25 protein-coding genes and 1 tRNA gene are annotated in these 26,321 nt (G+C 56.3%); 14 read left to right on the forward strand and 12 right to left on the reverse strand.

Features of this window, described 5'->3' with window-relative positions; genetic code table 11:
* The first annotated feature begins 110 nt into the window (after positions 1-110).
* The 8 genes from rnr to alr all read left to right on the forward strand — a co-directional run bounded on the left by rnr (position 111) and on the right by alr (position 8,227).
* Positions 111-2,558 carry a ribonuclease R gene (gene rnr / locus K325_RS0104185; protein ID WP_029653007.1) on the forward strand — a complete coding sequence of 816 codons (2,448 nt, stop codon included), beginning with the start codon at positions 111-113 and terminating at the stop codon, positions 2,556-2,558.
* Positions 2,559-2,583: 25 nt separating this feature from the next.
* Entirely contained in the window at positions 2,584-3,321 is a 738-nt protein-coding gene (rlmB, locus tag K325_RS0104190) for a 23S rRNA (guanosine(2251)-2'-O)-methyltransferase RlmB (RefSeq protein ID WP_029653008.1), read from the forward strand.
* Positions 3,322-3,564: 243 nt separating this feature from the next.
* The gene (gene rpsF / locus K325_RS0104195; RefSeq protein WP_029653009.1) at positions 3,565-3,978 is read left to right on the forward strand and encodes a 30S ribosomal protein S6; all 414 of its coding nucleotides are present in this window, start codon (positions 3,565-3,567) and stop codon (positions 3,976-3,978) included.
* Between the two features lie 24 nt (positions 3,979-4,002).
* On the forward strand, positions 4,003-4,233 hold the full coding sequence (gene rpsR, locus K325_RS0104200) for a 30S ribosomal protein S18 (RefSeq protein WP_011785848.1): 231 nt from the start codon (positions 4,003-4,005) through the stop codon (positions 4,231-4,233).
* 25 nt (positions 4,234-4,258) lie between these two features.
* Positions 4,259-5,125 carry a hypothetical protein gene (locus tag K325_RS0104205; protein ID WP_029653010.1) on the forward strand — a complete coding sequence of 289 codons (867 nt, stop codon included), beginning with the start codon at positions 4,259-4,261 and terminating at the stop codon, positions 5,123-5,125.
* Between the two features lie 20 nt (positions 5,126-5,145).
* Positions 5,146-5,592, forward strand: coding sequence for a 50S ribosomal protein L9 (gene rplI / locus K325_RS0104210; RefSeq protein WP_029653011.1), 447 nt, complete (start codon positions 5,146-5,148; stop codon positions 5,590-5,592).
* A gap of 149 nt (positions 5,593-5,741) precedes the next feature.
* Complete coding sequence (dnaB, locus tag K325_RS0104215; RefSeq protein ID WP_029653012.1) at positions 5,742-7,154, forward strand: replicative DNA helicase; 1,413 nt, start codon at positions 5,742-5,744, stop codon at positions 7,152-7,154.
* A complete protein-coding gene (alr, locus tag K325_RS0104220; protein ID WP_029653013.1) occupies positions 7,154-8,227 on the forward strand; it encodes an alanine racemase in 1,074 nt (357 codons plus the stop codon). The genes dnaB and alr overlap by 1 nt, the downstream gene beginning before the upstream one ends.
* Here the strand turns inward: alr and K325_RS0104225 are convergent.
* The gene (locus K325_RS0104225) at positions 8,196-8,558 is read right to left on the reverse strand and encodes a hypothetical protein (protein WP_029653014.1); all 363 of its coding nucleotides are present in this window, start codon (positions 8,556-8,558) and stop codon (positions 8,196-8,198) included. The two genes, alr and K325_RS0104225, sit on opposite strands and share 32 nt — an antisense overlap.
* Positions 8,559-8,724: 166 nt before the next feature.
* Between K325_RS0104225 and K325_RS0104230 the strand changes: the two genes are divergently transcribed.
* Positions 8,725-9,597, forward strand: coding sequence for an SDR family oxidoreductase (locus K325_RS0104230; protein ID WP_029653015.1), 873 nt, complete (start codon positions 8,725-8,727; stop codon positions 9,595-9,597).
* Between the two features lie 36 nt (positions 9,598-9,633).
* On the opposite strand, the gene fnr is transcribed toward K325_RS0104230, so the two are convergent.
* Together fnr and ylqF are read right to left on the reverse strand one after the other, a co-directional pair.
* Positions 9,634-10,380: a fumarate/nitrate reduction transcriptional regulator Fnr gene (fnr, locus tag K325_RS0104235; RefSeq protein ID WP_029653016.1), complete on the reverse strand. Its 747-nt coding sequence runs from the start codon at positions 10,378-10,380 to the stop codon at positions 9,634-9,636.
* A gap of 268 nt (positions 10,381-10,648) precedes the next feature.
* Positions 10,649-11,572, reverse strand: a complete 924-nt coding sequence (gene ylqF / locus K325_RS0104240) for a ribosome biogenesis GTPase YlqF (RefSeq protein ID WP_029653017.1) — start codon at positions 11,570-11,572, stop codon at positions 10,649-10,651.
* A 235-nt stretch (positions 11,573-11,807) separates the two neighbouring features.
* On the opposite strand from ylqF, the gene K325_RS0104250 reads away from it, so the two are divergent.
* A complete protein-coding gene (locus K325_RS0104250) occupies positions 11,808-12,254 on the forward strand; it encodes a Spy/CpxP family protein refolding chaperone (protein ID WP_029653018.1) in 447 nt (148 codons plus the stop codon).
* Positions 12,255-12,319: 65 nt separating this feature from the next.
* On the opposite strand, the gene K325_RS0104255 is transcribed toward K325_RS0104250, so the two are convergent.
* The 4 genes from K325_RS0104255 to K325_RS0104270 form a co-directional block, all read right to left on the reverse strand.
* Positions 12,320-14,782, reverse strand: a complete 2,463-nt coding sequence (locus tag K325_RS0104255) for an efflux RND transporter permease subunit (RefSeq protein WP_029653019.1) — start codon at positions 14,780-14,782, stop codon at positions 12,320-12,322.
* A gap of 156 nt (positions 14,783-14,938) precedes the next feature.
* Positions 14,939-15,985 carry a lipoyl synthase gene (gene lipA / locus K325_RS0104260; protein WP_029653020.1) on the reverse strand — a complete coding sequence of 349 codons (1,047 nt, stop codon included), beginning with the start codon at positions 15,983-15,985 and terminating at the stop codon, positions 14,939-14,941.
* A 129-nt stretch (positions 15,986-16,114) separates the two neighbouring features.
* On the reverse strand, positions 16,115-17,392 hold the full coding sequence (locus tag K325_RS0104265) for an O-acetylhomoserine aminocarboxypropyltransferase/cysteine synthase family protein (RefSeq protein WP_029653021.1): 1,278 nt from the start codon (positions 17,390-17,392) through the stop codon (positions 16,115-16,117).
* Positions 17,393-17,512: 120 nt separating this feature from the next.
* Positions 17,513-18,724 (reverse strand): serine hydrolase domain-containing protein, encoded by a 1,212-nt coding sequence (locus K325_RS0104270; protein ID WP_029653022.1) that lies wholly within the window; start codon positions 18,722-18,724, stop codon positions 17,513-17,515.
* 103 nt (positions 18,725-18,827) lie between these two features.
* Between K325_RS0104270 and K325_RS0104275 the strand changes: the two genes are divergently transcribed.
* Both K325_RS0104275 and K325_RS0104280 read left to right on the forward strand, forming a co-directional pair.
* Entirely contained in the window at positions 18,828-19,529 is a 702-nt protein-coding gene (locus tag K325_RS0104275; RefSeq protein ID WP_029653023.1) for a type 2 periplasmic-binding domain-containing protein, read from the forward strand.
* 117 nt (positions 19,530-19,646) lie between these two features.
* A complete protein-coding gene (locus K325_RS0104280; RefSeq protein ID WP_228128391.1) occupies positions 19,647-20,447 on the forward strand; it encodes a transporter substrate-binding domain-containing protein in 801 nt (266 codons plus the stop codon).
* On the opposite strand, the gene K325_RS0104285 is transcribed toward K325_RS0104280, so the two are convergent.
* The gene (locus tag K325_RS0104285) at positions 20,398-20,892 is read right to left on the reverse strand and encodes a PACE efflux transporter (protein WP_084694154.1); all 495 of its coding nucleotides are present in this window, start codon (positions 20,890-20,892) and stop codon (positions 20,398-20,400) included. The genes K325_RS0104280 and K325_RS0104285 overlap by 50 nt on opposite strands.
* A gap of 233 nt (positions 20,893-21,125) precedes the next feature.
* Here K325_RS0104285 and K325_RS0104290 point away from each other — a divergent pair, with 233 nt between their 5' ends.
* Positions 21,126-22,766, forward strand: a complete 1,641-nt coding sequence (locus K325_RS0104290) for a methyl-accepting chemotaxis protein (RefSeq protein ID WP_029653027.1) — start codon at positions 21,126-21,128, stop codon at positions 22,764-22,766.
* A 212-nt stretch (positions 22,767-22,978) separates the two neighbouring features.
* On the opposite strand, the gene K325_RS0104295 is transcribed toward K325_RS0104290, so the two are convergent.
* A tRNA-Met gene (locus K325_RS0104295) sits at positions 22,979-23,055 on the reverse strand.
* Positions 23,056-23,302: 247 nt separating this feature from the next.
* Here K325_RS0104295 and K325_RS0104300 point away from each other — a divergent pair.
* On the forward strand, positions 23,303-24,883 hold the full coding sequence (locus K325_RS0104300) for a metallophosphoesterase family protein (RefSeq protein WP_029653028.1): 1,581 nt from the start codon (positions 23,303-23,305) through the stop codon (positions 24,881-24,883).
* A gap of 57 nt (positions 24,884-24,940) precedes the next feature.
* On the opposite strand, the gene K325_RS0104305 is transcribed toward K325_RS0104300, so the two are convergent.
* The 3 genes from K325_RS0104305 to K325_RS0104315 are packed head-to-tail and all read right to left on the reverse strand — an operon-like array spanning position 24,941 to position 26,312.
* On the reverse strand, positions 24,941-25,348 hold the full coding sequence (locus K325_RS0104305; RefSeq protein ID WP_029653029.1) for a hypothetical protein: 408 nt from the start codon (positions 25,346-25,348) through the stop codon (positions 24,941-24,943).
* A 27-nt stretch (positions 25,349-25,375) separates the two neighbouring features.
* Complete coding sequence (locus K325_RS0104310) at positions 25,376-25,765, reverse strand: roadblock/LC7 domain-containing protein (RefSeq protein WP_051146551.1); 390 nt, start codon at positions 25,763-25,765, stop codon at positions 25,376-25,378.
* A gap of 16 nt (positions 25,766-25,781) precedes the next feature.
* Complete coding sequence (locus tag K325_RS0104315; protein ID WP_029653031.1) at positions 25,782-26,312, reverse strand: GTP-binding protein; 531 nt, start codon at positions 26,310-26,312, stop codon at positions 25,782-25,784.
* Between the last annotated feature and the right edge of the window lie 9 nt (positions 26,313-26,321).

A 26,321-nucleotide genomic window follows, 5' to 3' on the forward strand; every position in this document is an offset into this window, starting at 1 on the left:
ATTGTGCCTATATTTGGGCCCTTGTAAGGCAGGTTTCTTATCCCAACGTTATACTGCAGCAAATACGAATGATGCCGCACGGTTTGCGGCGAGGTAAATAAAGGATCCGAATGGTTTCCAGGAAGAACAAACAAAGTGATCCTCACGCGCAGCGTGAGGCCCAGAAATATGAAAACCCCATTCAGAGCCGGGAGTACATCCTTGGCCACCTGAAAGAGCGGGGCGCGCCGGCCACGCACGAGACGTTGTGTCAGGAGCTCGGGCAAACGACGCCTGAAGGCATCGAGGCGTTGCGGCGCCGTCTGATTGCCATGTGCCGGGATGGCCAGTTGATCTGTAATCGCCGGGATGCATTTTTGCCTATAGAAGAGGCAGATCTGGTGACCGGGCGTGTTACAGGTCACCGAGACGGTTTTGGTTTTCTGGTCCCCGATGATGGTAGTTCCGATCTGTTCCTGACGGCCAGGCAGATGCGGCAGGTGTTCCACGGAGACCGGGTGGCCGCCCGGGTGGATCAGGTGGATGACCGGGGGCGTCGGGAAGGCAAAATTGTGGAAGTGCTTGAGCATGGCACCTCCCAGATTGTGGGTCGCTTCTTTAAAGAGAGTGGTATTGCCTTTGTGGTACCGGAGAACGCCCGGATCAGCCAGGAGATCCTGGTGCCGGACGGCCAGGAAGGTAAGGCCTTCCATGGCCAGTATGTGGTGGTCGAGATTATCCGCCAGCCGACGATCCGGACTCAGCCAACCGGGCGGGTAATCGAAATTCTGGGTGAGCACATGGCGCCTGGAATGGAAATTGATGTGGCGATCCGGTCGTATGAAATTCCGCACAGCTGGCCACCTGCGGTCGGCGAGCAGGCGGCGGCAATCCCCGCAGAAGTGGCTGAAGGCGATAAGGTGAACCGGGTGGATATTCGCAATATGCGCCTGGTGACCATTGATGATGAAACCGCTCGCGACTTCGATGATGCCATCTACTGTGAACCGCGTCCCCGGGGTGGGTACCGGCTGGTGGTGGCCATCGCGGATGTATCGCACTACGTTCGTCCGGGATCTCCGTTGGATGAAGAAGCGATCCGGCGCGGCAACTCAGTGTATTTCCCGGATCATGTGGTCCCCATGTTGCCGGAAAAGCTCTCGAATGGATTATGCTCGCTGAATCCTGATGTTGACCGCCTGTGTATGGTGGCGGATATGACCATCAGTGCGGCGGGTAATATCAGCGGTTATACGTTCTATCAGGCTGTAATGCGCAGCCATGCCCGTCTGACTTATAACAAGGTCAGTGCGATGCTTGAGCACCCGGACACAGAGCAGGGGTACAAGCTCAGCGCGCAGTATGCGGATTTGTTGCCGCACCTGCATAACCTGTACAGCCTCTATAAGTTATTGCGTAAAGCCCGTACCGAGCGTGGCGCGATAGATTTCGAGACCACGGAAACCAGAATTGTTTTCGACGCTCAGCGCAAGATTGAGGAGATCGTTCCGGTTCATCGAAACGATGCTCACAAGATTGTGGAAGAGTGCATGCTGTGCGCCAACGTGGCAACGGCCCGCTTTCTCAAGAAGCACAAGATTCCGGCGCTTTACCGGGTGCATGATGGCCCGTCAGAAGAGCGCTTGAGTAATCTGCGCCTGTTTCTGGGTGAGCTGGGTCTTCAGCTGGGCGGCGGTGATAAACCGTCATCGGCAGATTATCAGGCGTTGCTGGGGCAGGTGGCGGAGCGCCCGGATGCGAACGTGATCCAGATGGTGATGTTGCGATCACTGAGCCAGGCGGTCTACAGCCCGGAGGAGGCAGGCCACTTTGGTCTTGGTTTTGCGAGCTACACTCACTTTACCTCGCCGATTCGTCGTTACCCTGATCTGATCGTTCATCGGGCTATCAAGTCAAAGATCCACAATCCCGAGTTTACCAAGGATGTGGTGTCGCCGAAGGTCGCAGACCCGGCATTGGCCGATTACCCCTACGACCATGCCCGCATGGAGCAGTTGGGGGAGCATTGCTCCATGACAGAGCGCCGTGCCGATGATGCAACCCGGGATGTGATGGCCTGGCTTAAGTGTGAGTTTCTGAAGGATCATGTAGGCGAGGAGTATGACGGCATTATTGGTGCTGTGGTGCCGTTTGGTTTCTTTGTGGAGCTGGCTGATATTTATATTGAAGGCCTGGTGCACGTTTCGACTCTGAGTGGCGACTATTTTCATCATGATGCGGTGAAGCATCGCCTGATTGGCGAGCGCACAGCGGTGAGCTTCCGGCTGGGGGATGAGGTCCGGGTGCGTGTGGTTCGTGTGGGTCTTGAAGATCGGAAAATTGATCTGGAGCTGGTCAGCACGCCCAAACGCCGGAAAGCCGATCGCGATGCGCTGGAAATCTCCAAGCGTGAGCAGAAAGGGCGGGGTAAAGGCGAGCGTTCTGGTAAGGGAAAAAAATCTGGTAAGCCGGCCAGCGCGAAGGAAAAGCTGGTAGCGGAAGCGGCGCGAGAAGCCAGCTCCAGATCGGCCAAAGGAAAAACGTCGGGCTCCGGGCGCAAGCGTAAGAGCCGAAAGTAACACGCTAAACAGGAATGAATGGTCAGTGTCTCAGGAATATGTGTTCGGTTGGCACGCCGTAGACGCGGTATTGAAGAAAGAACCCGAGCGGCTGCAGAGAGTCTGGATTCAGACCGGGCGGCAAGACAAGCGGGTAAAGTCGGTGACGGAAGCTCTCGATAGCCTGGGTGTGCCTTGGAAAGTGGTCCATCGGCGGGAGTTGGATGAGCGGGTCTCCGGGGTCCATCAGGGGGTGGTTGCGGCGGTATCCGAAAGCCGGGAGTGGGCGGAAGATGATCTCCTTGCCCAGATGGCAGCAAGCGACAAGCCTCCATTCCTGTTGGTGCTGGATGGTGTGACGGACCCTCACAACCTGGGGGCCTGTATGCGAACCGCTGATGCGGTGGGTGTTCAGGCTGTTATTGTGCCGAAAGACAAGTCTGCAACGCTGACGCCTGTCGCCCGGAAGGTGGCTTGCGGCGCGGCTGAGACAGTGCCCTTTGTGAGGGTGACCAATCTGGCTCGTTTTCTGAGGGAGCTGAAGGAGCAGGGTGTCTGGTTGATTGGTACCGCCGGCGAGGCTGATGCCACCTTGTATCAGGCTGATTTCAAGGGGCCCGTTGCGCTCGTAATGGGGGCAGAAGGTAAGGGGATGCGCCGGCTTACCCGGGAGCACTGCGACCAGTTGATCAATATCCCCATGCTTGGGCACGTGGACAGCCTTAATGTCTCTGTGGCGACTGGCGTCTGTCTGTACGAGGCGTTGCGTCAGCGCATCGGTTAAGTCTTGCACAAAGGGGCCCGCGGGCCTAGAATACGTGACCCCTTTTTCAAGGGGTGGTTTGCTATTGTCTGTTGATCAGCAGTAGTGGGCTCCGCTTTTGATCGAGTCTTATCAGTAAGGTCTTGTTGATAAAGCAGAAAAAACCGGCAGCTTCGGCTGTCACCTCCTTGCTTTCACGTTCTGGTCACAACCACAGGTAGGGTCAGAAAGAGGCGAAAGCTGTTTAAACCGTAGGGAGAACTCATGCGTCACTACGAAATCGTTTTTATGGTACATCCGGATCAGAGCGAGCAGGTGCCCGCGATGATCGAGCGTTATACCAGCGTCATCACTGAAGATGGCGGTAAGGTACATCGCCTGGAAGATTGGGGCCGTCGTCACCTGGCATACCCGATCAACAAGATTCACAAGGCTCACTACGTGCTGATGAACGTTGAATGTTCACAGGCCGCGATGGACGAGCTGACTCACAACTTCCGGTTCAACGACGCCATCATCCGCGACCTGATTCTGCGTCGCGACGAGGCTGTTACTGAGCTGTCTCCGATGAAAGCCGCTGAGTCCCGTGAGGACCGTCGTTCCGGCGGAGACGATCGTCCGCGTCGTTCAGCTGACTCTGAAGAGCGTCAGAGCGCATCCCAGGACGAAGAAGAGTAATTAACCGGAGTTAGGAGTTACGTTATGGCTCGTTTTTTCAGACGTCGTAAGTTCTGCCGCTTCACGGCAGAAGGTGTTAAAGAGATTGATTACAAAGATCTGGACACCCTGAAAGGCTACATCACTGAAACCGGCAAAATCGTGCCAAGCCGCATCACCGGCACCAAAGCACGTTATCAGCGTCAGCTGGCTACCGCTATCAAGCGTGCCCGCTACCTGGCACTGCTGCCGTATACGGATGGTCACGACCACTAAGTTTTAACAGACAGGACCCGGGACCATGCGTGCACTCGCACAGTATGTAATGCGCGGTCCCCTGCAGGCTGGCGGGGTTGCAGCGGCTACGACCGCAGTACCCTTACTGTTCTGGATTGGCGCAGCAGTTGTTGGCCTGGTCATTCTCCGACTGGGCGTTCGCCAGGGGCTGAATACAGGGCTCTGGGCTGTAGTGCCTGCCGTTGGGTGGGCAACGTATGGTCAGGACCCGACGGCTCTGGCGGTGCTGCTGCAAGTGATGCTGATGGCATCTGTTATCCGGGCGACGCTGTCCTGGGAAAGAGCACTCTTTTCTGGTGCCTTTCTGGCGATACTGACCGGGCTGATGTTGCCCGTTATGTATCCGGCACTGCTGAACGATCTGGTTCAGGCGGGTGTCGAATTTTACGAGCAGTACAACGCCGAAATGGCCCGTGCGCTGGGTGGTGGTCTGGAGCAGGTTATCCGGGACACCATGAATGCCAGCATGGCCGGGACGTACTTTGCCACTGCCATCGGTATGACGATGCTGGCAAGGGGGTGGCAGGCCGGCTTGTATAACCCTGGCGGGTTCCGCAAGGAATTCCATGCCCTCAGGTTATCACCGGCGGTTGCCGTGGTTTGTGCCATCACTATGGTGGTTGGCCCGGTTCTGGGGCTGAATGCCATTTTGCTGGCCTGGGTCGCGGGTACACCGCTGGTAGTTGCCGGGCTTGCCTTGGTGCATGGTGTATTTGCTCGTAAACAGTGGAGCGGAAACTGGTTGGCAATGTTCTATGTCGCCCTGATTCTGCTGGGTCCCAATCTGTTGATGCTGTTGTTGGTTCTGGCTTTTGTGGATAGCTGGCTGGATGTCCGGGGGCGTATATCACCCGTTGGTCCGGCTGAATAAAGCACGAAGAGGTTAACGAGATGGAAGTTATTCTGCTCGAGAAAGTCGCAAACCTTGGCTCCCTGGGTGACAAGGTAAAGGTTAAGGCCGGTTACGGTCGTAATTTCCTGCTGCCGTACGGCAAGGCTGTTCCTGCCACGGAAGCAAACGTGAAGGCGTTCGAAGAGCGTCGCGCTGAGCTGGAAAAGTCTGCTGCTGAAAAGCTGGCCGCTGCCCAGGCCCGTGCCGAAGCTCTGGAAGGCGCTTCTTTCACCATCACCTCCAAGGCTGGTGAAGAAGGTAAACTGTTTGGCTCTATCGGTGTTCGTGATATTGCTGAAGCAGTTTCTGCCGGTGGCACTGAAGTTGAGAAGAGCGAAGTACGTCTGCCTGAAGGCCCGCTGCGGTCGACTGGCGAGTACGACATCGAGCTTCAGCTTCACACTGACGTAGAATTGACCATCAAGCTGGCGGTTGTTGCCGAGTAATCGGTTACCCCGTGGCAGGTTGATTCCATCAGCGCAAATGCCTCAGGTCTTTGCGTTGTAAAACGGGCCCGAGCCGGAGACGGTTTCGGGCCCGTTTCTTTCTGGTATTCTTGTCGTTTCGTTTACTCATTTCTCTGATGTCGGTGTCTATGGCCAATCCCACTCCTACTCTGAAACCCGCGTCTATTGATCCGGAAACCAGTCGTATCAAGGTTCCGCCGCATTCGATCGAGGCTGAGCAGGCGGTGCTCGGTGGTATGATGCTCGACAACAGCCGGTTTGATGAAGTGGCCGAAATGATATCGGCGGTAGATTTCTATCGGCAGGATCACCGCCTGATCTTCGGGGCAGTTGAACGCCTCGCCAGTGAGAGCGAGCCTCTGGACGTTGTGACGCTGGCGGAGTTTCTGGAGCGTTCCGGGGATATTGAAGACGCCGGCGGCTTGTCTTATCTCGCGGAGCTTGCCGAGAAAACGCCAGGTGCCGCCAACATTCTTGCCTATGCCGATATTGTCCGGGAGCGCTCAATTCTGCGGCAGTTGGTGGAAGTGTCCGGAAAAATTTCGGACTCCGCCTTCAATCCCCAGGGGCGAAAAAGCAACGACATTCTCGACGAGGCTGAGCGCAATGTCTTCCAGATTGCTGAGGCTCGAAGCAAAGAAGGGTCTGGTCCCAAAGCGATCAACCCGATTCTGGCGACAACGTTAAGCCGCATTGAAGAGCTGTTTGAATCCGGTGAGCAGACAACGGGCCTGACTACCGGCTTCCGCGATCTTGATGAACAGACGTCTGGTATGCAGCCGGCGGACCTGATTATTGTGGCGGGGCGCCCCTCCATGGGTAAGACGACCTTTGCCATGAATATCGTTGAGAATGCCCTGATCAGCTCAGGGACACCGATTCTGGTCTTCAGTATGGAGATGCCCGCCGACTCGCTGGCGATGCGTATGCTGTCTTCCCTCGGTCGTATCGATCAAACCAAGGTCCGTGGGGGCAAGCTGGAGGAGGATGATTGGCCTAGGCTGACGTCTGCGGTTAGCTTGTTGAAAGACAAGCCGCTCTATATCGATGACACGCCTGGGCTCAGCCCAACGGAAATGCGTTCCAGGGCTCGTCGGATTGCCCGTGAAAACGGCGGTAAAATGGGGCTGATCATGGTCGATTACCTGCAGTTGATGCGGGTTCCGGGCAATACTGAAGGGCGTACGGCCGAAATTTCCGAAATCTCCCGATCTCTCAAGGGGATTGCGAAGGAGCTAAACTGTCCGGTGGTTGCGCTCTCGCAGCTGAACCGGAGCCTGGAGCAGCGCCCCAACAAGCGGCCAGTCAACTCTGACCTGCGGGAGTCCGGGGCGATCGAGCAGGACGCCGACGTCATCATGTTTGTGTATCGGGATGAGGTCTATAACGAAGATACACCGGACAAAGGGATTGCCGAGATCATTATCGGTAAGCAACGGAACGGTCCAATTGGTACCATACGGCTGGCCTTCATTGGTAAATACACCAAGTTTGAGGATCTGGCCCATGGCGATTACGCCGATTACGGTGGAGATTATTAATGCCACGCCCGACCGTCGCCCGCATTGATCTTGATGCCTTCAGGCATAATTTCCGGCGTGCCCGGGAGCTGGCAGGAGATGCCCAGTCCATGGCTGTCGTAAAAGCGGACGGTTATGGGCACGGGATTGAGGCCGTCACGAGTGCGCTGTCGCCAGACACCACCCGTTTTGCCGTTGCCTGCATTGAGGAGGCACTGGCCATTCGCCAGGCAGGGCATCAACAACCTGTGGCCTTGTTGCAGGGCACCCATGCCCGGGATGACCTGGCAGACTGCGAGCGCCTGGGCTTTGAGCCGGTATTGCACAATCAGGAGCAGTTGTCCTGGCTTGGCAGCGGGCGGTCACCGGACTTCTGGGTCAAAGTGAATACCGGGATGAACCGGCTTGGCTTCCGGCCCGAAGAACTGCCTGAGGTCATGTCGAAACTTCAGGCCGCTGGCCGGCAGCATCAGGTGATCGGGTTTGTGACCCACTTTGCCCGTGCCGATGACTTCGACAGTGAGATGACGACAAGGCAAACGCGGGTATTTGAAGAGGCGGTTGCGCCCTGGCCGGGCTTGTTGCGCAGTGTTGGGAACTCGGCGGCGCATTTTCGTCCGGGGCAACCGCTGTATGAGTGGAGCCGTCCCGGCATCATGCTGTATGGGGCGTCGCCCATGGAAAACCGGACGGGACCGGAGCTGGGGTTGCGCCCGGCCATGTCCCTTGAAGCGCCTCTGATCACCACTCGGATTGTCCGGGCCGGGGAGTCGGTTGGTTATGGGGCGTCCTGGACCGCCGAACAGGATACCCTGATGGGGATGGTGGCCATCGGTTACGCAGATGGTTACCCGCGTCATGCGGGCACGGATACCCCGGCAGCGGTGAATGGCCAGCGTATCCGGCTGATTGGGCGAGTCTCCATGGATATGCTGGCAGTTGATCTGAGTGCGGCCCCCGACGCCCGTGAGGGTGATATGGTGGAACTCTGGGGTAAAACGGTCAGCGTTGATGAGGTTGCCAGACACGCGGGGACCATCGGCTACGAGTTGCTGACAGGTGTTACGTCGAGGGTGCCTCGGGTTCGTGAATGATTTCCTCGATGAAGTCGAGAATAGCGGACAGGCTTCGGTCATCCAGTTTTTTCAGTACCTTGTGAATAACCATTTTACTGCCTTTGAGCATGCTGCCGATGCCCACTCTGGCCATTCCCATCATCATGCTGCCTGCCTTCAGGCGCCTTAGGGGTTCAAGGAAGAAAAAGTCCAGCCCGGCTTCGGTCAGCTCGACGATGAGTTCGTAAAGCTGGTCAATGGCCTGCTTGTCTGCCTTTCCGCGGCTTCTGAGCTCCGCCACAGTGTACAGGGCCCGGGTTCGGAGCTCATCGGGAATGGGGGCGACAATATGGCTTTGTTGTTTCAGCATAGGGGGTCCTGTTGTTGTATGCTTGTCGATCCGGGAGTCGTCGGGCTCCCTGTGATACCGGCGTTTCAGGCTGCCTGATACTGCAGTAAAGTAGGGCGCGAGGCCATTGGCCTGAGTGTTTCCTGACGACCGTCACATCAGTGATATTCCGGAGGCTTTGTTTCACGTGCATGTACTTGTTGTTCACGACTATGGCCCGCTGGGTAAGGTGCTTCTGGAACGTTTGCGGAGAACCCATCTCCGGATCAGTCCCCTGCTGGTCAGTGACCCTGCCCACGTTGACCTTCATGCGCTGGACAACTGGATCCCGGATGACACCGCCCTGATTATCAATGCTCTGTGGCTGGCTGATCCGGAACAGGCTGAGCGGGATCATGAGGCAACGCATGAGGCCGCTTTTTCTCTTCCCATGGCCTTGGCGGAGCATGCCCGGGAGCGGGATATGGCCTTGTTGCAGCTGTCGTCCGGCTATGTTTTTGATGGCCGGAAGCAAGGTGCTTATATTGCCTCCAATCCAGGTCAGCCGGTCAATGAACTGGGGCGCTGGCAGTGGGAGTGTGAGCAGGCCCTGAGGGCTCAGTTGCCGCGCCACATCGTGTTGCGCACTGGCTGGAGTCTTGCCCGGTTTATTCGCAAGGTGCAGCTGAGTACTGCTCAGGGTGGTTTATCCTTGCCTGGCCGTTGTCACGGACAGCCGGTGGCGGTTAAAGATCTGGCGCGGGTGATTACGGCTGTGGCGCTGCAGATTGACTGCGGGGCTGAAGTCTGGGGAACCTATCAGTATGCGGGGGCTGAGGAGATAAACCTGTATGAGCTTGGGTTGGCGATTGCGGGTATGCCCGGCATTCCTGAAGACATCAATGTGGTGGACGAAGTGCCCGAGTGGGGGCACATTGAGCCGGTAAACACCACAATGGTTTGCACGAAAATCCGGAACACCTTCGGAATCAAGCAAATGCCCTGGCGGACCTGGTTGTCAGAAGAAGTGGCGATGATCAAGGAATCAAACGAAACCGGGCGAACGTCAGCCAGCCTCTGAAGGCTGGTTCACTGGCTGAATTCGCCCGCCTGATACTCACCGCCCCTGGCGAGCGAAATCCCGCGTTACCATTTGCAGTGCTTCGACGTCCAGAAGCTCTACCTCGCGGCCACGAGCCCGGATAATGCCCTGATTCTGGAAGCGGGTGAACACCCGGCTCACGGTTTCCACGGCCAGCCCGAGGAAGTTCGCAATGTCGTTTCTCGCCATCGGCAGGCTGAAGTTTGTGGCCGACATGCGACGGCGGCGGAACCGGCTGGACAGTGACAGCAAAAGGGCCGCAATGCGTTCTTCGGCCGTGTTCTTGCTTAACAGCATCGCCAGCTGGTGGCTGTTCTGGATTTCCTGGCTCATCAGGTGGTACATGTGGTGCTGGAGTTCCGGAAGTTTGCCTGTAAGCTCTTCCAGTCGGTCAACCGGGAACTCGCACACGCTGGTGCGTTCCAGAGCCTTGGCGGTACAGGCATAGCTTTCGCTGCTCATACTGTCCAGGCCTACCAGTTCACCTGGCATGAAGAATCCGGTTACCTGCTCTTCTCCACCTTCGGTGATGATCGATGTTTTAATCGAGCCGCTCTTGACGGCAAAACACGAGCGGACCGGAGTGCTCTGATCGAAAATGTGCTCGCCTCGATTGTAGATCTTGCCTTGCTGGACGATGTCCTCCAGGCGATCAAGATCGTTTTCTTCGATGGCAAGTGGCAGACACAGGTTGCTCAGGCTGCACTGATGACAGGACGCCTTGAGGGGAGATACTTGGTGAAGTCGAATTGCCTGGGCCATAGTTGACGAACCATCCGGGTTGATCCATTCAATACCGCACCGAAGGATGTGCGGTGCGTCCGCAGCCCCCGGCAGGTATTGCTCGGGCCTGCATTTGGGGCGGACACCTTGGGCAATCCGGATAGCTGGGCATACAGCGGACTCCCATGGGTGCCAATGCTGAAACATCTGGTTTCAGTCACCTTGATTAAAATCAAGTATAGCAAAAAACACTAGGCTTATGACCAAACTTTAGTGGCCGCTATCCCGCCTTTTGCCTGGCAGGATATCAGGTTTTCCGGCGTTTGCGGTGCTCGTCTTTTCTGGCTTTTTCTTCCGCCTCGGCCTGCTCCCGGGCGCGGGCCTCAATCAGTTCTTTTTCGATCATGGCGGGCGCTTCCAGAGAGATCCTGCCCAGGGTGCCGGCCCGGAACTCGTTGAGCAGAACTTCGGACACCTTGTGCAGGTCTGGCACGCCTCCCCGGCCGAGAAAGCGGCGTTTGACCGCGACGGCATCCATCAGCGCCAGTCCGTCGACGGGCGTCTTTTCCAGCCCATAACGGGTGGTAACCTGTTCCGGGTAGTGGGCAACCAGATAGTCGGCCTCGAACAAAGCAATGTCCTCAAAGTCCAGAACGGCGCTTCGGATGGCACCGGTGACCGCAAGCCGGTACCCGCACTGCTCTGGTGAGAGCTTGGGCCACAGAAACCCCGGTGTGTCGTAAAGCAGTACGTTGTCTGGCAGTTTGATGGCTTGTTGGGCTCGGGTCACGGCGGGCTCGTTACCGGTTTTTGCGGCAGGCCGACCGGCCAGGGTGTTGATCAGGGTGGATTTTCCAACATTGGGAATCCCCAGAATCATTACCCTGAGCGCGCTCTTCTGGCGGTCGTGCCCCGGCGTCATTTCTTCCGCCAGTTTCAGGATGCCAAGCGCTTCCTGGCGCTGGTTATGGGTCAGAGTGACGGCCCGGACCCCTCGTTCCTGTTCGAACCAGGCCTGCCATTGTTCGGTAATGTCGGGATCGGCGAGATCACGCTTATTCAGCACCTTGATCAGCGGAGTGTCTCCCCGGAGAGATGGTACCAGTGGATTCTCGCTGCTGAACGGAATCCGGGCATCGACGACTTCGATGATCAGGTCCATCTGGGGCATGACTTTCTTGATCTCCTTTCGGGCCTTGTGCATGTGCCCTGGAAACCAGTTAATGGCCATGGTTTGTACTCCGCTGTGTGGGTAGAGGCGCCATTATGCAGGGGAATGACCAAATTTTCACATTCATCAAAACCCGCCAGTATCATGCTCTGGCGGTAAGTGAAACTGAGAACCTGTACAAAATGAAGGGATATCGGGGTGAAATGGAGCGGGGGAATGCTTTAGGGTGTGAATCCGAATGATCAAAGCCAATCCGTGGTGGCCGCGACAAGCCGCCTAAAGTATGGAGAACAGTATGAAGCTCGCAAAATTCATCGGTTCCGCACTCGTTGCTCTGAGCCTGTCTGCTCCGACGTTCGCTCAGCAGTCTCCGGGTGGCCAGCCCGACCAGGTATCGCAACTGGCGCAGATGGTGGACTTGTCTGAGGAGCAGCAAACTGAAATTCGCGGCATCCTCGAAGAGATGCAGGAGTCCATTGTTGAGCTGCGTCAGGATGCCCGGTCTCTTCAGGAAGATCTCCAGTCACAGATCAAGCCGGGATACGACGAGTCTGCCATCCGGGATCAGGCGGCCAGACTCGGTGAGGTAACCGGTGAGATTGCAGCGCTGTCAGCCCTGATGCAGGCTAAGGTTGATGCGGTGTTCACTCAGGAACAGCGCGACGAGTTGGACCGTCGTATGAAGGAAATGCAGCAGCAGATGCAGCAACAACGGCAGATGATGCAGCCTCAGGGTCAGTAACCCCCCCCGTTTGACTGCAAACGGTGAACAAAAACCCCGCCTGAGCTTTGCTCTGGCGGGGTTTTTTATGGTGTGGAGAAAGGCCGTACCATAATGATCAGTCTGGGCAGCAGCGTCAGAGCGCCCAACAAGGCCATGAACATGGCAAAGCCGGTAAACAGTCCGAAGTAGATGGTCGGGATGAAATTCGAGAGCACCAGAATGGAAAACCCGGCAATGATGGTCAGTGAGGTATAGAACATGGCCTTGCCGATGCTCCGATGGCAGCGATGCATGGTGGCAATGTAGTCTCCGTCTTTCTGGAATTCGGTCTGGAACCGGTGAATGTAGTGAATGGTGTCATCCACTGCGATCCCGACGGTGATGGCTGCTACCGTGATGGTCATCATATCCAGCGGAATGCCCAGCCAGCCCATCAGCCCCAATACCGAGCCGGCGGCAATCAGGTTCGGGGCCATACCGACCAGAGCCAGTTTCAGCGAGCGGAACAGGAGCAGGAACATCGCCAGGATGGCGGCAAACACTACCCCAATGGTCTTGATCTGTGAATCGAAGAGGCTCTGCAGCATGTTGTTGTACATCACGGTCATGCCGGAGAGCTGGATGCGGTCCGGATCGTACCCGAGTTCGGTACTCAGGTGGTGACGGATTTTGTCCAGAAGCTCCTGCCGCCGGAGATCCGGCAGAGTCTCCAGAATGCGGATGCTGAAACGGGCTTTGTCGTGTTCTTCGGAGATGTAAGGCGTCAGCAGGATGCCTTTCAGATTCTCAGGTACGGCGGCCGGTACAAAGGCCAGTTCCAGAGCATCCAGAGGCTTACCTCCGTTGACCTGTGCGAGCAGGGCCAGTGTGGTCTGGATCGACAGAACCTTACCGGTTTCGGGCAGGCTGTGCAGGTAGTCATGAACTGCTCCGAGCTGGCGCATCTTCTGGTAGGTGTACCAGGTATCCCGGTAGTCGTCGCAGTCGTCCAGAAACGGGTCGCAATCACTGGCAAAAGGGTCCTGGAGCTGGGTGACCGGGGCTGGCAGGTCGGTAATCACAACATCCAGAGGCGTGGTGCCCCCCAGGCGGTCGTCGATGGTGATCATGCCCTGGTGAATTTCGGTGGAAGCCTTGAAGTAGTCAATGAAACTGTTTTCGACGGTTAGCCGGTTGAGCCCGATGATGCAGAGTGTGGCAATGATGGCGGCGCTGATCAGAACGGTGGCACGGAAGCGCTCGGTAAAGCGCGCGAATGCATCGGTGAAGGGAACGCTGTCAGAGCTTACGCGCCGGTCAATCGGTGGTGGTAGCAGGCTGAGCAGGGCCGGAAAGATCAGGAAGGTGATCAGGAAAGCCGCACTCAGCCCCAGGGTCATCATCCAGCCGAAATCGATCACCGGGCGGATGCCGCTGAACGTGAGGGACCCAAAAGCGACGATGGTGGTGATGGCCATGTAAAAGCAGGGCCGGATCATGGTCAGCAGGGTGTTTCGTAGCGTGGTTCTTGGGGCCGCATCGGGTTCGTCGTGCTGAAACTCCCGGTAGCGCACGATCAGATGAATGGTCAGCGAGAGCGTCATGATCAGCAGCAGGGAAATGAAGTTGGAGGAGATCACCGTTACGGGCCATTGGGCCCACCCCAGAACTCCGATCATGATCCACACCGTAAATCCACAGCACAGCAGTGGTACCAGCACCCAGCGCCACTGCCGGAAAATGAGGGCCAGGGTCAGCAGAAGAAAGGCGAGCACGCCCAGTCCGAACGTGGAAAGATCGCTTTCGATAAAGCGAATCATGTCGGCCACAATCATGGGAACACCGCCGAGGTGAATGCTGGCGCTATCCCGGTACCGATCCAGAATGGCACGGGCCTGCTCAATCGTTGCGTCGCGCTCCTGCCCCAGTTGTGCGGAATAGCGGATGAACTCGGCATTGATGGTGTTGAACTCGTCTTCGGTGGCTTCACCCTGGTCTGCCTGGGTGCGGAGTTCATCACGCTGATTCAGCAGGTCGAAATAGCGGGCGGGGGTTGGCAGGTTAACCTGAATGGCGGTGGTCTGGCCGTCCTCGCTGATCAGCAGATTCGGGTACATTGGGCTATCCAGCAGTGCCTGACGGCTGATTTCCGGTGCCACGTTGTGTTCATCCAGCGTTCTGATTTCCGTGTCGACCGTCTCAAGAGTCAGGTCTGGGCTGTGGAGCAGGGGCACGTTCAGGATGCTGTTGGTAGAACTGACCGATTCAAGGCTCTGCAACTCATCTCGCAGTTGTCTGAGTCGCTCCAGGCCTTCTGCGGTGAATAGTGGGTCGTGCGGTGTGTAGGTAACCACCAGAAAGTCGTCCGAGGTCGTGAACGTGCGATTCACCTGGCGGTACTGCTCCAGCGATTGATCATTTTCCAGCACCAGGGATTCGGCAGAGGCATCCAGCCGGAACTGATCAAAACGGAACGCTGTCAGGGCCAGCAAGACCGAAAATAGGAAGAGGGTAAGCCATGGGTGGGGCAGGATAAAGCGGTCGTAGAAGGCGCCAAGGCGGTTCATTGGTTGCAGCTCTGCAGTCAAAAACGAGAGCAGAGTGTGCCACAAACTTCAGTGAACGTTGACCTTTTGGGAAGTGTTCTCCTGCGAATGGACCCGGTACCGCAGGCGCTGGGGCACGCCAGCGCTTGCAGAAAGCCACAATACCATCCGAGGATCTCAGTCGACCGCTTTCACCGGAATCTGCATGGCCTGGTCGGGCTTGGGCACATCAGGAACCGCAAGGCCCAGGTTGTTCTTGTCGAATACCCGGTCTGCCCGGTAGCTGGAGCGCACCATGGGGCCGGAAGGCACTTCCATGAATCCCTTTTCCAGGCCGATGTCCCGATAACGGTTAAACTCTTCCGGTGTGACGTATCGCTCAACCGGCAGATGGTTTGGGGTGGGGCGCAGGTACTGGCCCAACGTCAGGATATCGACGCCGACGGCACGGAGATCATCCATCGTTTCCAGAATCTCGTCTTCGGTTTCGCCCAGGCCCAGCATCAGGCTGGTCTTGGTCAGCACGTCGGGGCGGTGCTTTTTGGCGTGCTCCAGAACGCTCAGGGTCTTTTCGTAGCCAGCCCGTGGGTCGCGCACGCGATGGGTCAGGCGTTTCACGGTTTCCACGTTCTGGGCAAACACATCCAGGCCGGAATCCACGACTTTTTCCACATCACTCATCACGGCGTCGAAGTCCGGGGTCAGGGCTTCCACCGCCACTTCCGGAGTGCGGTTTTTGATGGCTGAAACGCAGGCCGCGTAGTGGGCGGCGCCACCGTCGGGCAGGTCGTCCCGGTCTACCGACGTAAGGACAATGTAGCGCAGGCCCATGAGTTCGACCGATTTGGCTGTGTTCTCCGGTTCTTCATGATCAAGCCAGCCTTTCGGGTTGCCGGTATCGACAGCGCAGAACTTGCAGGCCCGCGTGCATACAGCGCCCATAACCATGATGGTGGCGGTACCGTTGGTCCAGCATTCGCCGATGTTGGGGCAGTGAGATTCCTGGCAAACGGTGCTCAGGCGGTGTTCGGTTACATTACGACGAACATCATCGTAGCGTTCACCTCCGGGCATCCTCGCCCTCAGCCACTTTGGTTTGCGCTCCAGAGGTTTTTCTTCCGTGTTGGAGGCCGATCGCTTCACGCCGTCCTTGATGGCGGAAAAGCCGTGTTCGTTACGGAATTTGGAACCACTGGAAATGCGGGGCTTTGCGCTTTCACTCATTGGCCAGGAACTCTCGGATCAGGGGGGATTATCCTTTAAGAGTAATCGGCAGGCTGTGCAGTTACAAGGCAGGTACGGGCAATCACGGGGGCACCAGGCACGACTTTGGTCGTACCCGGTTGCGGTAGATCAAGCCTGGGATTTATCCAGCGCCTGGGTAATGTCGGCGATGATGTCGTCGGCGTCTTCAATGCCGATGGACAGCCGCACTAGGTCTTCGCTCACGCCAGCACTCTTAAGCTCGTCAGCATTGAGCTGGCGGTGGGTGGTGGTGGCCGGATGGCAGGCCAGTGACTTGGCATCGCCGATGTTCACCAGGCGCAGGATCAGGTCGAGCGCATCAATGAATCTGGCGCCAGCGTCGCGGCCGCCCTTGATGCCAAAGCTCAGAATGCCAGAGGCTTTGCCTCCGCATATCTTGTCGCAGGTGGCCTTGTAAGGGCTGTTGCTCAGGCCAGCGTAATTCACCCACTCGACGGCGGGATGGTCCTGCAGGAACTGGGCAACTTTCTGGGCGTTGTCGCAATGCCTTTCCATACGCAAAGCCAGGGTTTCCATACCTTGCATGATCAGGAAGGAGTTGAAGGGTGACAGCGCGGCACCGGTATTGCGCAGCGGGACAACACGGCACCGGCCGATAAACGCTGCTTCGCCCAGCGCTTCGGTGTAAACCACACCGTGATAGGACGGGTCTGGCTGGTTCAGCATCGGGAATTTGTCGGCACTGGCTTTCCAGTCGAACTTGCCGGAATCCACGACAACACCGGCGACGGTGGTGCCGTGGCCGCCAATGTACTTGGTGAGGGAGTGGATGACGATGTCGGCGCCGTGGTCAAACGGGCGACAGAGGAACGGCGTGGCCACGGTGTTGTCGACGATCAGCGGAATGCCATGCTTGTGGGCAATCTCAGCCCACTTCTGAATATCCACCACGTTGCCCGCTGGATTGCCGATGGATTCGCAGAAAAGGGCCCGGGTCTGGTCATCAATGGCGTTCTCGATGGCCTCAAAGTCGTCGTGGCGAACCATTTTGCATTCGATGCCCTGATTCGGCAGGGAGTGGGCAAACAGGTTGTATGTGCCCCCGTACAGCTGGCTGGTGCTGATAATATTGTTGCCCACCTTGCAGATGGTTTGCAGGGCGTAGGTGATTGCAGCCATGCCGGACGCTACGGCCAGAGCGCCGATGCCGCCTTCCAGTGCCGCCATGCGCTCTTCAAGAACCGCATTTGTCGGGTTCATGATGCGGGTGTAGATGTTTCCTGCGACTTTCAGGTCAAACAGATCGGCACCGTGTTGGGTGTCGTCAAAGGTGTAGGACGTGGTCTGGTAAATCGGTGTGGTTGCGGCCCTGGTGGTCGGGTCGCTCTTGAAGCCGGCATGCAGCGCGAGAGTTGCTGGTTTCATCACAACATTCCTTACGAGTGGATTATTCGTTGTTGGTTTAAGGCCCCGAGTATGCCACAGGCGATGGCGCTACGGCACAGTCCTCTGTTATACCCGTTACCGTGGGATGCCGGGGCTTAATCAGTTCAGGGCACCGTACACCAGAGTTCGGAGCTGTTGCCGGATCGGATACGAAGAGGAGGGCATCAACTGGGTCATAAAAATCACGACCAGGTCTTCCCGGGGATCAACAAAAAAGCTGGTGCTGGCCAATCCGCCCCAGCCAAATTCGCCTTCTGAGCCGATGGTGGCTGATTTGGCGACGTCGGTTTTGACGGAGAATCCCAGCCCGAAGCCGCTGCCGGCATAAGGGGTTTCGGTGAAGCCTCCGACGGACAGGGCGGGAAGATCCGTGCCGCCGGGCAGATGATTCAGGCGCATGAATTCCAGTGTTTTTCGCCCGATAATCCGCTGGCCCTCATAGGCCCCGCCCTGACACAGTGCCTGGGCGAACCGGAAGTAGTCATCAGCGGTAGAAACCAGTCCCCCCCCGCCAGACAGAAAGCGCCGGGGTTTCAGATACTGGGATCGCTCGGGATCATCCTGAAGTTTCATGGTATCGCCGGGCTGATACAGATAGCAGGATGCGAAGCGATCCGTCTGGTCCGGGCGCACATGGAATCCGGTGTCGACCATGCCCAGGGGTTCGAAGATGTGGTCCCGGAAATAATCATCCAGCGGTTTGCCCGACAGCTGCTCAACCAGATACCCGAGGACATCGGTTGACACCGAATAATTCCAGGCGGTTCCGGGGGAGAACTCCAGTGGCAACTCTGCCAACCGGTTGACCAGTTTTTCCAGAGTAAGGATAGAACTCCCATCCAGTTTCAGCTGGCGATAGGCCGCGTCTACTTCGGTTCTTTCCGTAAAACCATAAGTCAGCCCCGAGGTGTGAGTCAGAAGATCGCGAATGGTCATGGTGGTCGTTGCGGGCTGAGTTTCGAAGTTGGGGTAACGGCCACTTTTATACACCCGTAGATTTTTCCAGGACGGCAGGTATTTGTGCACCGGGTCGTTCAGAAGAAACCGGCCCTGTTCGTACAGCTGCATCATGGCGATGGAGGTGATGGGTTTGGTCATCGAATAGATGCGAAACACAGTATCCGGGCGCATCGGCTGCCTGCGCTCTATATCCTGAAATCCCTGAGCATTCCGCCATATCGGCCTGCCCTTGTGGGCGACCAGTGTGACGGCCCCCGGGATTTTTCCGGGGCGAAGGTAATTTTCGTCAAGAAACTGGGAGATACGTTCCAGTTTACGTGTATCGAGGTGTGGCGTTGGTGTTTGGGGCATGGGGTGTAATCTGGTCGGTCTGAAGGTGGCCTGGCGGCAGCCTGACGGATCGTGTACTAAGCTGAAGATGCCGTTCGGGTTGCACGGTCCGGGAGCAGCTGAGATGGACAGGATTCCGCACTGGCTTCGGCCAGCTGTATGGGCTCTATTCACTATACCTCTATTGTGGAGTGCAGCAAGCACCTGTGCGCCATACCCTGTCGGTGTGTTTGAGGGCATTCCACGGGAAATCGGGGTTGAAGACGGTAAACTGAAGGGGCGTTTTGCCAGTCTGTATCAGTGCGTGTTTGATCGTGTGGACGGCGATTTCCGTTTTTTTGAAATGCCACTGGCCCGTATTCTGTTTGAGCTGGAAAAAGGCGACCTGGCGGTTGGTTTACCGCTTGTTCAGACCTCCGAGCGTGATCAGTACGCAGACTTCGGAGGCCGCCTGTTTCAGACCGAGTATGTCTACCTGTTTCTTGAGAATTACCCGTTGCTCAGGCAGGTGCCTGGGTTACGGTTTGCGTTTGTCCGCCGTTTCATCGGTGACCATTTCCTCCAGGGCGAGGGGGCCCGTGTGGTGACGGTGTCGGAGTGGAAGCAGGCGGTTGAGATGGTCAAGCTTGGCAGGGCGGATGTGGTGGTGTTGCCTGGGGTGCTTGTTGATCAGCTGATGGCCGGTTACCTTGAGCCCTACTACGTGAGAACGGCGGCCTGGGTCGATCTGTCCCTGTACGTTTCCCATCGCTACGGTTCAGGACAATTAACTGCGGATCTTCGCCGGGCGATTGCACAATGCTCCGGGCTCAGTGACGTTGAGTAACGGTTTAAGGTGTGTGGTAAACAGGCTAACGGTTTGTATCTTTTTCTGGAGTGATCATTCAAATAAGGTTAATGTGAGAGCATATTCAATCGTGTGTCGGGGGGGCTGTTGAATTCTGTGCGACAGCGACACTTTGTCTTTATCCTCATTGTTGCCATGACGTTTATGGCCGAAAGGGCGCTGTCTGATACGGCGTCAGAGTCTCGGTTATTGTTGCTGGCCCCGGACATTCCCGGGATGTCTGAGCCTGGAGGACATGGGCGGGATGTTGAAACCGTCGTGGCAACCCTCCGGGAGTGTGGTTGGGAGGCTGACTTTGTCTATCAGCCGTTTGGCCGGCATCTGAGAACCTATCAGGATCTTCCTTCCACCGCTGGCGTTCTGACCGTTCCACTTTCTTCTGTTGTCGATGGATACTCAACAGCCGCGTATGTCTGGTACCAGAATGGGGCGTTCTATAATGCGTCAAGGGTTGCGCCCATTGAAACGGTTGAAGACCTGAAAGGGCTGAAGCTGGTTACTTTTCAGGACGGCATCGAGATTCTCAGGCTCACCGAGCGGAAGGATGAGTTTGAGTTGCTCCTGGAGATTTCCAACCAGACCATTCACACCCGTATGCTGCTGATGGGGAGGGTCGATGTCATTTTGTCGGATGGTGGTGTGGTTGCTGCTGTGGCAGAGCGAATTCGAGGGGAAAGGCGTAACGGTGAAGCCTGGCCTTTGGAGAACGATGAGTTTGTGTTTTCCCCGATCTTCACGCCAACACCCTATAAAATGGTGTTCCGGGACCCGGGCATGGCAAAGGCGTTTGACGCATGCTTTGACCGAATCCGGGCCCGGGGTGGCATTGCCGGAATCAACGCGAAGTTTATCGACCGGTACCAGTCGGTGCTGAAATTTCGGTATCTTGGGTATTAGAACCGGGGTTGCTTTCCGGTGGGGGTTCCTTCGCGTCGCTGTCTGGAAAGACCGTGTCGTAGCACCAGGTAAAGATAAAGGCATACACCAGGTAAAAGACCACAAATGCGATGTCGACGATCAGCGCATCAACCAGGCCAATGCCCATCCACCACGCAATCACGGGCAGAAATGCCAGCATCAGCCCCAGTTCAAAGCTGATGGCGTGAACAAACCGGACCCTGATTGATTTCCGGGTTGACCCGTACCGCCGCTTCAGAAAGTGATCAAAGCCCAGGTTGAATACATAATTCCAGAACGTGGCCATCGTCGCGCCTACGATACCCAGAATGCTCGTTTTCCCCAGGTCAAAGCCAAACGAAATGGCCGCGAGGGGGATTGAGAGTAAAAGGCCTATGCCTTCAAACAGGATGGCCTGACGGACTCTGTCTTTTGGGGTTCTCATGATGGTTCATTATTGAAGGCGGGTCGTCCCGCAGTGACATACCGGGCAGGTGGGGTCGTCCCCAGGGCGTGATTCTCTATGAGGGGCGTTGTGCCGTCAAATTCGGATGTGCCTCCGACACAAGTATATTACAGAGTTTTTAATTGTTTTAACGAATATGTAGCAATCGCCTTTATAATGGCGATCAGGATTCTTCTTAGCGAAATGGAGGTCGAAGTACTTGGAACCATTTAATGAATTCTCTTAGCAACCTGTCGCTCAAATTTCGTTTGGTCACACTGGTCTCTATCCCCCTCCTTGCAATTGCCGGCCTTTCTTTATACGCACTTCTGGTATTTTCAGACATCAATCGTGGCGTGAGCAGTATCTACAGTGATCGGGTTGTTCCTCTTAAGGATCTTAAGATCATCTCGGATGACTATGCGGTGTTGGTGGTTGATACCATTAACAAAGCGAATGCTGGCCGAATGACACCTGAAGAGGCGCTTCGCCAAATTGAAATAGCTGAATCTGAAATCAGAGCGAATTGGGTGGAGTATACGCAAACTCTGCTTACGGCTCGTGAACAGCAACTTGTCCGCGAGACTGAACGCCTGTTATCAGAGGCAAATAAAGGCATCGCCGAGGCGAAGAAGATCCTCCGGAATGCGCCCTCGAATGCGCAAGGGCAATTGGATCAGATTGACGGGCCGTTGTACGACGTTATTGACCCGGTGACTGAAAAGATCGGGGAACTGATTCATCTCCAGCTGGAGGTGGCTGCCAGTGAAAGGGAGTCGGTCGGCGAAATCTATTCAAAAAGCCTGATGCTTTATCCGACAACGGCTGTCGTCGCTGCGGTTTTATCCATTGGTGCCAGTGTTCTCATCATTCTGTCCATTACCGGCCCGATTCAGTCTATGAAAACATTGATGGGAGCCGTGGCTGAGCAGTCGGATCTTTCCCGGCGTATTGACGTGAAGGGGAAGGATGAATTAGCGCAGTTGGGGCATTCCCTGAACCACATGCTGAATGAGTTTGATCAGGTTATCAGCAGGCTTTCACTGGTCTCTGATGAGGTGGCAACGGCGTCAGAAGAGCTTTCTTCCATTAACGCCAGTGTGGAGCGGAACATCGAGTCTCAGTCTGGCCAGACCGATCAGGTTGCCACGGCCATGAACCAGATGAGTGCGGCATCTAACGATGTGGCCCGAAGTGCGGAAGAGGCGCAGTCTGCGGCTCGATCAGCAAAGGAGCAGGGCATTGAGGGGCGAGTAAGAGGAGAGAAAGGTCGTGAAGCGCTGCACCGGCTTTCAGAAGATATTCGACGGGTGGCAAGCCAGATCAACTCTCTTGAGAGTAAAAGCCTTGAAATCCAGAAAGTCACTCAGGTTATCAATGAGATTGCAGACCAGACCAACCTGCTGGCACTGAATGCGGCAATCGAAGCCGCCAGAGCCGGAGAGCATGGCCGGGGGTTTTCTGTTGTGGCAGATGAAGTGCGCTCCCTGGCAAAAAGAACCCAGACATCCACTGCAGAAATTGCAGACGTGATCCAGGGGCTGACCGAGGAAAGTAAAGCAACGGTGGCGGTGATGCAGTCAGGCCTGGAGCAGGTGGAAGAGAACCGAATGTTGATTGATGACGTTGCCGAAACCCTCAATGCCATTGGCGACGCCATTGATCACATCGTTCAGATGGGAGAACAGATTGCGAGTGCTGCCGAAGAGCAGTCTGTCGCAGCAGAGCAGGTTAGTGGGAATCTGACTCACATTGTGGATTTATCCAGCCAGAATCTGGATGGCGCGAAACAGTCTTCAGAGGCCAGTCATGAGTTGGCCAGGCTGGCTGCGGAAATGAAAGACCGGGTATCGTCTTTTCGAACCAGTTCGTAGTTACTTCAAATAAACCCCAAAAGCTGATGGGGTTTCACCGGATGTCTTTCGGTTCTGTTTTGCTCTGGATCTGGTGCCTCGGTTCTGGAGCAAAATGGACGAGAGAATTGTGAGGCTGAAGATTAGCGAGGGCGTTGCTGTTGCAGTGCCTCTGAACGTTGTAGTCAACCAACAAAAAAGGGCTACAACGTGAGTTGTAACCCTTTGAATTCTGGTAGCAAGGGGCGGAGTCGAACCGCCGACCCCAGCATTATGAGTGCTGTGCTCTAACCAACTGAGCTACCTTGCCATCGCTTCATCAATGGAAGCGGCGCGTATGATATGGGTGGGGTGGAACTGTGTCAAGACTTGCAGGCCGGAATCTTCGGGAAAAATTCGCAGCTTTTGGGGTAGGTGATTTTTTGTTGTCTTAAAACAAGAGGTTGTTATTGCTCCAATGGCTTGTTCGGAAGGCTCTGATTTGGCAATTTGTCCCTCGACAGGGTGTGGGCGGGCGGGCATGATGAGCCGCTTTCGCTGGCACAGTTGGGGTAGATATGTTCACAGGCAGGCAGGCGGCAGAGATCTCGTTGGTGGGCGACGGCCCGGACAGGGCGGCCCTTGAAAAACGCATTCAAGCCGCTCTTTGTCAGGATGCCAAGCAGCTGGAGCATGGGAAGAAGTTTACCGGCAAGCCGGGAACCCTGATCTTCGAGCGGCAGGGCGATATTGTCAAAATCCATGCCGGCGTTGAGATGGCGGCGCAGCAGGCGGGTGAGCGGGCCGCGTTTAACCTCCGTCAGGAAAAGACGTTGGGTATTTATCATCCCCGCAAGGCTTGGTTTGTAGCGAAGCAGGGCGATGTGTGCTGGCTCGGAAACATTATGCCTGTTCTCCAGCCTCTGCACGTTCTGATCTCGCCCTCGGCCCCCAGCGAGGCACTGAAGCTTCTGGATCAGTATTTCGCCATCTATATCCGTTTCATGAAAGAACAGGAACGAGTCCTGGACCCGGGGTTGTCCAACTTTGCGGCCGACAGCGAAGGTCGGGTGTTCTATCTGGACGACGATATCTATGGCTGGGATGGATTCTCAAGCCTGACTCAGGCAATCGGTGTGTGGTTCCGGCAGATGAGTGGTTTCCCGGAAGACTTCTTTGGTTTGCTTGGCGAGAGGGTCGGGCGGTGTCTGGAGCAGCAGTTTGCCGGCTCGGCCTGGGGGGATATTGTCTCGGAGCAGATTCGCGGCGTGTTTGTGGCGAATGACGAGCAGGCTAGCAGGCGGGATCGCTTTCTGGCCGGGTTGGCGGGTGTCAAATACGGTAATGCTCGCGAGCCCGCAGAAGAGCTGTCGTTTCGTTATGCCGTGCCAGCGAGCTCGTCTGAGTTGTTTGAAAGCACCTCTGGGAAGGTGGCGATTCTGGCCGATATCCATGCCAATTTGCCGGCGTTGGAACGGGTGCTGGAGGAACTGGAGAGTCGTTCGGTGTCTCAGGTTCTGGTGTTGGGGGATCTGGTTGGTTATGGCCCCCATCCATCAGAGTGCATCGAACTGTTAAGGTCGAGGGACTTTCATATTATCCGGGGTAATCATGACCATGCTGCGGCCTCTGGCGAGGCGGGTAAGGGGTTTTCGGCGATGGCTCGCTGGGTGATTGACTGGACCGTCGGGCAGCTTTCCCGGGCGGAGAGGGGCTGGCTCGGGAGTCTGCCTTTGTATATGGATGGCCCGGGGTGGCTGGCGGTCCATGGTGCACCGCAGGACAGAACCTTCATGAATGGGTATGTCTACCGGATGACTTATGAGGATAACCTGCAGAATCTCAGGGATAGGGAGATTCGTTTCTGTTTTCATGGTCATACCCATGTGGCGGGGGTGTATTACGATAAAGGGAAGCTGAACGGCCACTCAGTTCAGCCGCGATTTAATCTTGGGAGTGTGGATCGAAGTCTGATTTGCCCGGGCTCGATTGGCCAGCCGAGAGGGGGGAAAGCCGGGCTTGAGTTTGCGATTCTGGACAGGGCATCACTGGAGATGGAGTTTCTGAACCTTGATTACGATGTATCCCGGGTCATTGGAGATATGAGCCGGGCGGGGTTTCCGTCTCAGTTGAGTGACCGGCTGCGGGTTGGGAAATAGCCAGACCGGCTCAATGCCGGGGCCAGAAAACACCTGGTCCCGGCATTGAGGTGGTCGTCAGGGGCAGAGCGGCGCGATTTTGGGCAGGGCGCTACGCAGGGATGCCCATCCCATGCCGAGGTTGGCTTTGCGGCCGGTAATCAGGACCAGCAGGGCATTTGGCTTCCCTGGTACGATGGACATGAAGTGGTAGGTCTTCTCCGTGGTCATCTGCACTTCCTGAATCATGCGTTTGACGTCGGCACCACGCTGTGAAGCAATGAGGTTTTCAACGGTACCAACCGTTTTCCCCCGGAACATGTCAACCGCTGCCGCCGCTACGGCATCGAGGTAACTCTGGGTAAAGTAGGGGACGTTGTGGGCAACGGAAAGCAGTAGGCCGGATTCCAGGTCTACAACGGCAGCGCCCAGCGCGTCGCCGACTTCATTTACCATGTTTTCACAGATATCGTTCAGGTTTGCCATTTGGTACTTTCTCTCTGATTCTGGTTATTAACGCAATTGTGCAGCCAGTTTTTCGGCTGCATTTCTACTGACACTGTGCAGCATGCCCAGGTTGGCCTGGGTGGTTGCGATCACGCTCAGAATGAGTTTGTCCTTGATCTTCAGGGTCAGGATGTAACCATCGCTGTTCTCAACGATGACGTAGCGGCATTGCTGTTGTTCTGCCTCGACAGCAATGGTTTCTCCAAGCGCCAGGATGGCGCTCATCATGGCGGAGAGCTTGGCGGCCGGCATGTCACGACTGAAGCTTTTTGAAACGTCGTGGCCATCGACCGTTGATATCAGAATTCCGTAGATCGCATCGCTGGTATCGAACATGTTCTGGAACAGGTCCTGGCAGAATGCTTCGCTTCTTTCCGAAAACTTGTACTGGCTCATGGCGCTCAATTTTCTCTCACCGGGAAAACTCAAGAGTTGAAACAAGGGCATTGATCAGAAGCGCGACGTCTTCCCGCTCCCGGATATCCACCTCCAGAATCGGGAGTACCCGGCCAGAGGATTCAATGCTGCTGTAAAACTCGGCAACGGCTGGCGCGTCCGGGTGGTCTGTTCTGGTCAGGCCCACTACCACGCTGGTTTGTCTTATAAAGTCGGCAAAGTTGTCCAGATACATATGCAGGTCAGCCAGCGGGTCCGGTCTGGAACAATCCACGAGGATGATCAGGCCAAGCCCGCCTTCCACCAGGATCTTCCACATGAACTCGAAGCGGCGCTGCCCCGGCGTGCCATAGAGGAAAACCTTTTGGCCGTCATCCAGAGTCAGTTCCCCGAAGTCCATGGCGACGGTTGTCTGTTCCTTTACTGCGGCCAGGTCATCGGTGGTGTGGGTGTCGGTCTTGACCGGTGCGGTTTCGCTGATGGCAGCAATGGCGGTGGTCTTGCCGGCACCGGGTGGTCCCGTGATAATCAGTTTGATTTCAGACACAAATAAACC

The sequence above is a fragment of the Marinobacter daepoensis DSM 16072 genome (genome assembly GCF_000421165.1).
GTDB lineage: Bacteria > Pseudomonadota > Gammaproteobacteria > Pseudomonadales > Oleiphilaceae > Marinobacter > Marinobacter daepoensis.